Source organism: Streptomyces anandii JCM 4720 (genome assembly GCF_014650655.1).
GTDB lineage: Bacteria > Actinomycetota > Actinomycetes > Streptomycetales > Streptomycetaceae > Streptomyces > Streptomyces anandii.
Genome location: NZ_BMVJ01000003.1, coordinates 1 through 7,557 on the forward strand (window position 1 = coordinate 1; position 7,557 = coordinate 7,557).

The 7,557-nt window shown below is 73.0% G+C and carries 6 protein-coding genes; 5 read left to right on the forward strand and 1 reads right to left on the reverse strand.

Annotated elements, in window-relative coordinates; all coding sequences use genetic code 11:
- The 4 genes from IE249_RS06000 to IE249_RS06015 all read left to right on the forward strand — a co-directional run.
- Positions 1–357, forward strand: a 357-nt coding sequence (locus IE249_RS06000) for an alpha-glucosidase C-terminal domain-containing protein (protein ID WP_189703719.1), incomplete at its 5' end; no start/stop codon positions are given.
- A gap of 29 nt (positions 358–386) precedes the next feature.
- Positions 387–1,775, forward strand: coding sequence for a maltokinase N-terminal cap-like domain-containing protein (locus IE249_RS06005; protein WP_189703720.1), 1,389 nt, complete (start codon positions 387–389; stop codon positions 1,773–1,775).
- 4 nt (positions 1,776–1,779) lie between these two features.
- Positions 1,780–4,011 carry a 1,4-alpha-glucan branching enzyme gene (gene glgB / locus IE249_RS06010; protein WP_189703721.1) on the forward strand — a complete coding sequence of 744 codons (2,232 nt, stop codon included), beginning with the start codon at positions 1,780–1,782 and terminating at the stop codon, positions 4,009–4,011.
- A gap of 139 nt (positions 4,012–4,150) precedes the next feature.
- A complete protein-coding gene (locus tag IE249_RS06015) occupies positions 4,151–5,239 on the forward strand; it encodes a glutamate--cysteine ligase 2 (protein WP_189703722.1) in 1,089 nt (362 codons plus the stop codon).
- A gap of 24 nt (positions 5,240–5,263) precedes the next feature.
- Here the strand turns inward: IE249_RS06015 and IE249_RS06020 are convergent, their stop codons facing one another.
- A complete protein-coding gene (locus IE249_RS06020) occupies positions 5,264–5,497 on the reverse strand; it encodes a DUF6480 family protein (protein WP_189703723.1) in 234 nt (77 codons plus the stop codon).
- A 152-nt stretch (positions 5,498–5,649) separates the two neighbouring features.
- Between IE249_RS06020 and IE249_RS06025 the strand changes: the two genes are divergently transcribed.
- A complete protein-coding gene (locus tag IE249_RS06025) occupies positions 5,650–7,557 on the forward strand; it encodes an AMP-dependent synthetase/ligase (RefSeq protein ID WP_189703724.1) in 1,908 nt (635 codons plus the stop codon).

The following is a 7,557-nucleotide window of genomic DNA, read 5'->3' on the forward strand; positions in this document are numbered from 1 at the left end:
ATGGCGTCGCCCTCGTCACTGCTGCACTGGACCCGCCGCATGATCGAGATCCGCAAGCAGAATTCCGCCTTCGGACTCGGCTCGTTCACGGAACTGCCGTCCTCCAACCCCTCCGTGCTCGCCTTCCTGCGCGAGTACAAGGACGACCTGGTCCTGTGCGTGCACAACTTCTCCCGCTTCGCGCAGCCCACCGAACTCGATCTGCGCGCCTTCGACGGCCGGCACCCGGTCGAGCTCATCGGCGGGGTGCGCTTCCCCGCCATCGGTGAACTCCCCTATCTGCTGACCCTCGCGGGACACGGCTTCTACTGGTTCCGGCTCACCCGAGTCGCATCCCGGATCGGCCGGCGAGCTTGAGCGTGCGGCCGACGAAAGGAGGCGTGACCATGCCGAAGACCGCATCCCTGACACCCGTGCCCACGTCCCTGGCCGGGCCGGTGGCCTCGCTGGCGTCGCTGCTGCGCGAATGGCTGCCCCGGCAGCGCTGGTTCGCCGGCAAGGACCGGCCCGTCACCGATCTGCGGCTGCTGTCGATGACGGAGCTGTTCCCGGGCTGTCTGCATCTGCTGGTCCACGCCGAACACGCGGGTGTCCCCACCGGCCACGGCGGGGTCCCCGCCCCGGCCGGCACCTCGGCGCCACCGCCCGCCGACTGCTACCAACTGCTGCTCGGCATACGGCAGCAGCTGGCCCCGCGGCTGCACCGGGTGTTCATCGGCCGGCCGGTCGAGGGCCCGCTGGCCGGGCTCGCCGTCTACGACGCTCTGTGCGACCCGCGCTCGGCGCAACTGCTCCTGGAGCGGCTGCGGCACCCGGGCATCTCCGGCCCGCTGCGCTTCGAGGCCGACCCCTCGGTCCTCATCCCGGGCGGACTGGCGCCCAGGCTGCTGGACGCCGAGCAGTCCAACTCCTCGATCGTGTACGGCGACGAGTTCATCCTGAAGGTCTTTCGCCGCATCCAGCCGGGCGTCAACCCGGACCTGGAGGTGCCGTTGGCGCTCGCCCGGGAGGGCTGCAGCCGTGTCCCCGCCCCCGTGGCCTGGCTCCGGACCACCCAGCCGGAGCCGGCCACGCTGGGGGTGCTCCAGCCGTTCCTGCGCGACGCGGCCGACGGCTGGACCCTGGCGCTGCGGGCGCTGGCAACCGGGGACGACTTCACCGCCCAGGCGCACCAGCTGGGCCAGGCCACCGCCGAGGTGCACCTGGCGCTGGCGGGCGCCTTCCCCACCGGGGCGCACAGCGACATCGCGGACACGGCGGCCGCGATGACCGAGCGGCTGGAGGCCGCGGCGCACAGCGTGCCCGCGCTGAGGCCGTACACGACCCGGCTGCGCACCGCGTTCGCCGCGCTGGCCAGCTGCGACGCCGGGCCGCCCGCCCAGCGCGTGCACGGCGACCTGCATCTGGGACAGGTGCTGCGGGCCGGGCGCGAGTGGTTCGTCATCGACTTCGAGGGGGAGCCGTCCCGTCCCCTCGCCGAGCGCCGCATCCCCGAGTCCCCGGTGCGGGACGTGGCGGGCATGCTGCGCTCCTTCGACTACGCCGCCCGCCAGCGCCGCCCCTGGCGGCCGGAGTGGGCGCGCCGCTGCCGGGAGGCGTACTGCGCCGGCTACGCCTCCCGGGCCGGCTGGGACCCCCGCAAGAAACACGCCCTGCTGCGGGCCTACGAGACGGACCGTGCCGTGTACGAAGTGCTGTACGAGGCCCGGCACCGCCCCGACTGGCTCGCCGTACCGATGGCGGCGATCGAACGTCTCGCCGTGAGAGGAGGCTGAACCGGTGGCACTGCGCGACACGTCACTTCCCGAGCCGTCCGGACCCGTCCCGCCCACGGCGGGACCGGCCGGGGCGGCCCCGCCCCTGGACCCCGCCGACCGTGAGCGCCTGCTGTCCGGCGCGCACCACGATCCGCACGCGCTGCTCGGCGCGCACCCGGCGCCGGGCGGGATCGCCATACGGGCGCTGCGCCCGTTCGCCCGCGCGGTGAGCGTGGTGACGGACAAGGGGTCCACCCCGCTCGTCTCCGAGGGCGACGGACTGTTCTCGGCCCTGCTGCCGCTGGAGGCGATCCCCGACTACAGGCTCCTGGTCGCCTACGAGCACGACGAGTACGAGGTGCACGACCCCTACCGCTTCCTGCCCGCCCTGGGCGAGCTGGACCTGCACCTGATCCGGGAGGGCCGGCACGAGCAGCTGTGGCGCGCGCTCGGGGCGGAGCCCATGACCCACCAGGGCGTGAGCGGGACCCGGTTCACGGTGTGGGCGCCCAACGCCCGCGGTGTGCGGGTGGCCTGTGACTTCGCGTACTGGGACGGCACCGCGTTCCCGATGCGCTCGCTCGGCGCGGCGGGCGTGTGGGAGCTGTTCCTGCCGGGGATCGGCGAGGGCGTGAAGTACAAGTTCGAGATCACCTCGCAGTACGGCGACCGGTTCCTGAAGGCCGACCCGATGGCCCGCCGCACCGAGGTGCCGCCCGACACGGCCTCCGTCGTGACGGCCGCGCACCACGAGTGGGGCGACGCGGAGTGGATGACGCACCGCGGGGACACCCCGGTGCACGAGGCGCCGTTCTCGGTGTACGAGGTGCACCTGCCGTCCTGGCGACCCGGTCTGACATACCGTCAGCTCGCGGAGGAACTCCCGGCGTACGTCAAGGACATGGGCTTCACGCACGTGGAGCTGATGCCGGTCGCCGAGCACCCCTTCGGGCCGTCCTGGGGCTACCAGGTGACGTCCTACTACGCGCCGACCGCGCGCCTGGGCTCCCCGGACGACTTCCGGTACTTCGTGGACGCCTGCCACCGGGCGGGCATCGGCGTGATCATGGACTGGGTGCCGGCGCACTTCCCCAAGGACGACTGGGCGCTGGCCCGCTTCGACGGGGACCCGCTGTACGAGCCGGGGAACGCACAGCGCGCCGAGCACCCGGACTGGGGCACGTACGAGTTCGACTTCGCCCGGACCGAGGTGCGCAACTTCCTGGTCGCGAACGCCGTGTACTGGTGCGAGGAGTTCCACATCGACGGGCTGCGCGTGGACGCGGTCGCCTCGATGCTGTACCTCGACTACTCGCGCGACTCCGGCCAGTGGACGCCCAACCAGTACGGCGGCCGGGAGGACCTGGACGCGATGGCGTTCCTGCAGGAGATGAACGCCACCGTCTACCGGCGGGCGCCGGGCGTGGTCACCATCGCCGAGGAGTCCACCGCCTGGGGCGGGGTGACCGCGCCGACGGACGCCGGCGGGCTGGGCTTCGGGCTGAAGTGGAACATGGGCTGGATGCACGACTCGCTGCAGTACATGAGCAAGGAGCCGGTGCACCGCAAGTACCACCACCACGAGATGACGTTCTCGATGGTGTACGCCTACAGCGAGAACTACGTGCTGCCGATCTCGCACGACGAGGTGGTGCACGGCAAGCGGGCGCTGGTGTCGAAGATGCCCGGCGACTGGTGGCAGCGGCGCGCCGACCACCGCGCGTACCTCGGCTTCATGTGGGCCCATCCCGGCAAGCAACTGCTGTTCATGGGGCAGGAGTTCGCGCAGGGCGGGGAGTTCTCCGAGAAGCACGGGCCCGAGTGGTGGCTGCTGGACGACGGCTACTGCGCGGCGGGCGACCACCGCGGGGTGCAAGACCTGGTGCGCGACCTGAACACGCGCTACCGGCAGACCCCCGCGCTGTGGCAGCGCGACACCGGCCCGGAGGGCTTCCGCTGGGTCGCGGTGGACGCGGCCGACGACAACGTGTACGCCTTCCTGCGGTACGACGCGGCCGGCGCCCCGCTGCTGTCGGTGTCGAACTTCTCGCCCGTGGTGCGCGAGGGCTACCGGCTCGCCGTGCCCGAGGAGATCACGGCCTGGTGCGAGGTCCTCAACACCGACGCCGCCCGCTACGGCGGCAGCGACGTGACCAACCCCGACCCGGTCAAGCCGGAGGACGGGCACATCGGCCTCACGCTGCCGCCGCTGGCCACGGTGTGGCTGACGCCGTACCCCACTCCTCTCACGTGAGCCCGGCCCGCCCGGGCCGGCGGCCGGATCCGTGAACCGCACCGCACCCAGGTGTCCGGCCGCCGTCCCGGGGCAGTCGGGGTCGTACGACCCGGCGGCCGGCCGGTGTCACGGCACAGTGAGGGAAGGGCGGCGCGAGGTGCGGACCGTCGGAGTGGAGGAGGAACTCCTCCTGGTCGACCCGGAGACCGGTGAGCCGAGGGCGCTGTCCGCGGCGGTGCTCGCCCGGGCGGAGGCGGACGACGCGGACCAGGACGTGTTCGAGAAAGAGCTGTACGGCCAGATGCTGGAGTTCGCCACGCATCCGCGGACGGACATGGCACGGCTCGGGGAGGAGATCGTCCGCTGCCGCAAGGAGGCGGCCCGGCACGCCGGGGAGATCGGCTGCGCGGTCGCCGCGCTGGCCACCTCGCCGCTCCCGGTGAGCCCCACGATCAGCATGAACCGCCGCTACCAGTGGCTGGCCGACCAGTACGGCATCGCCACCCGTGAGCAACTGGTGTGCGGCATGCACGTGCATGTCGCGGTGGACTCCGACGAGGAGGGCGTCGCGGTCGTGGACCGCATCCGCCCGTGGCTGCCGGTGCTGCTGGCGATCAGCGCCAACTCGCCGTTCTGGCAGGGCCAGGACAGCCGCTACGACAGTTACCGCAGCCGGGTGTGGGACCGCTGGCCGTCGGCCGGCCCGACCGAGCTGTTCGGGTCGCCGGAGCGGTACCACCGGCGGGTGGCGGACATGGTGGCCACCGGGGTGATCCTCGACGAGAAGATGGCGTACTTCGACGCACGGCTGTCGGAGCGGTACCCCACCGTGGAGATCAGGGTCGCGGACGTGTGTCTGCACGCGGACACCGCCCAGCTCCTGGCCACCCTCGCCCGCGGCCTGGTGGAGACGGCGGCCCGCGACTGGCGGGCGGGCGGCGAACCGGTGGACCACAGCGTGAGCCTGCTCAGGCTGGCCTCGTGGCAGGCCGCCCGCGCCGGGCTCGCGCGGGAGCTGCTGCACCCGGCGACCATGCGGCGCCTGCCGGCGGAGGCGGTGCTGCGGGCGCTGCTGGAACACGTCGCCGACGCGCTGGAGTCCACCGGCGACCTGCGCCCGGCCGAGGAGGCCGTCGGCGAACTGCTGCGCCGCGGCAACGGCGCCCGTGTGCAGCGCGAACTGCTGGAGCAGGGCGGGAGCCTGCGGGACGTCGTCACGGAGTGCGTGCGACGCACCCAGGGCTGAACCACGCACCCGGGTACGGGGTTCTCAGAAGATCAGGCCGAGGGCGTAGGCGAGGAAGCCGACGGCCATCACGAGGACGAGGAGGAGGATCAGGGTCAGGGGGGCCTTCGCCCAGCCCCGGGCCGTGCTGTCCGGCTGGCGGGGACCGGCCTCGGGCATGCTGCTCTCCGCCGGCGGGGTCTCGCCGGGCGGCACACCGCCCCCCGGTTCGAGTCCGGGGGTGCTTCGGGGGTCGGGGTCTGGATTGACGTAACTCATGGCTCCCGAGTCCCCCGATCGGGCCGAGATCAACGAAACGGGAGCACTTCCCGGTTCGCCCTCCCGGGCCGCGCTCACCTGGGCTACATTCGACCCGCTCGACAACGGTACTCATCGGCGGAGTCACCCTCCGTAAACCCCAGGAGCAGCGCATGCGCGACTTCGCCCTCGCTCCGTCCGCCGTCACCTCCCTGGGCGGCGGGCTCGCCGACAGCGTCTTCGAGACCGCGGAACTGCGTCCGACCCTGCCGGTGCTCGCTCGCCGCCCGGCCCCCGCCTCGCCGGTCTGGGAGGAGGTGACCGCCGTGGAGCTGCGGGACCAGGTCTCCGACCTCGCCCGCGGCCTGGTGGCCTCCGGGATCTCCCCCGGCCACCGCGTCGCGGTCATGGCCCGCACCCGCTACGAGTGGACGGTCCTGTCCTACGCGCTGTGGGCGGTCGGCGCCGAGGTGGTGCCCGTCTACCCGACGTCCTCGCGCGACCAGGTGGAGCACATCCTGCGGGACGCCGGGTGCGTGGCCGTGGTCGTCGAGGACGAGCAGGGCGTGATGACGGTCGGCTCGGTGTGCGCGACCCTGCCGCGGCTGCGGCACGTGTGGCAGCTGGACGCGGGGGCGCTGGCGCAGCTGGTGGAGCGGGGCGCGCTGATACCCCCGACCACCGTCGACTCGCTGCGCCGGATCGTGCTGCCGGACGCCACGGCGGTGATCGCCTACACCTCCGGCACGTCCGGGCGCGCCATGGGCTGCGCGCTCAGCCACCGCGCGCTGGCCAGCCCCTGCGACACGCTCCTGGCGGGCTGGGGCCACACGGCCGCGCCGCCCGGTGAGCAGGCCTCCGTCCTCGCCTTCCTGCCGTTCTCCCACGTGTACGGCCTGATGATCCAGGGGCTGTGCATCCGCGGCGGCATCCTGATGGGCCACGAACCGGAGCTGGGCGAGGCGGCCCTGGTCTCCGCGCTGCGCTCCTTCAGGCCGACGTACTTCTACGCCGTGCCGTCCGTCTTCGAGAAGATCTACAAGAACTTCCTGCGCACCGCGCAGCAGTCGGGCCGCGGCGCGCTGTTCGAGCGGGCCGCGGGCACCGCGCGGGACTTCGCCGAGGCCCTGGAGCGCCAGCGCACCGGCCGTGGGCCGGGCCCCGGATTCGACCTGCGCCTCCAGCACGCCCTGTACGAGCGGACGGTGTACCGCAGGCTGCGCGCCGCGCTCGGCGGCAGGATCGTCCGCGCGACCTCGGGCGGCTCCCCGCTGAGCCGCGAACTGTCCCTGTTCTACGAGGGCATCGGCATCTACGTGCACGACGGCTACGGACTCACCGAGACCGCCGGCGGCATCACCATGCAGCCGCTGGGCGCGGAGAAGTCCGGCACGGTCGGCAAGGCGCTGCCGGGCACGGTGATCGAGGTCGCCGACGACGGGGAGATCCTCGTGCACGGGCCGTCGGTGTTCCAGGGCTACGTGGGCGACGAGGCCGCGACCCGGGCCGCGCTGCGCGGCGGCTGGCTGGCCACGGGCGACATCGGGCACCTGGACGCCGAGGGCTATCTGACGATCACCGGGCGCAAGAAGGACATCATCATCACCAGCGGCGGCAAGAGCGTGGCGCCCGCCCCGCTGGAGCAGCGCCTGCGGGCGCACCCGCTGGTCCACCAGGCGGTGGTCGTCGGGGACAACCGGCCGTGCGTGGGCGCGCTGATCACCCTCGACCCGGAGTTCCTCACCCACTGGCGGGCGGCGCTCGCGCTGCCGGGGGACGCGCCGGGCCGCGAGGCGCGCGAGGAGAACGCGCTGCGGGAGGAGATCGGCCGGGCCGTCGCGGCCGCCAACAGCGCGGTGTCGCGCTCGGAGTCCATTCGCGTCTTCCGGGTCCTGCCCGAGCCGTTCGACGTGGCCAGCGGGCTGCTCACGCCGTCGATGAAACTTCGGCGGGACGCGATCGTGCGCCACTACGCCTTCGAGATCGACGCCATGTACCAGGCCCGCAGCCGTCCTGGGCGCCGGAGCGCGGCGTCCGACCCGGCGGCCGACTGGGACGACTCGGACAACGTCTTCCGCTGA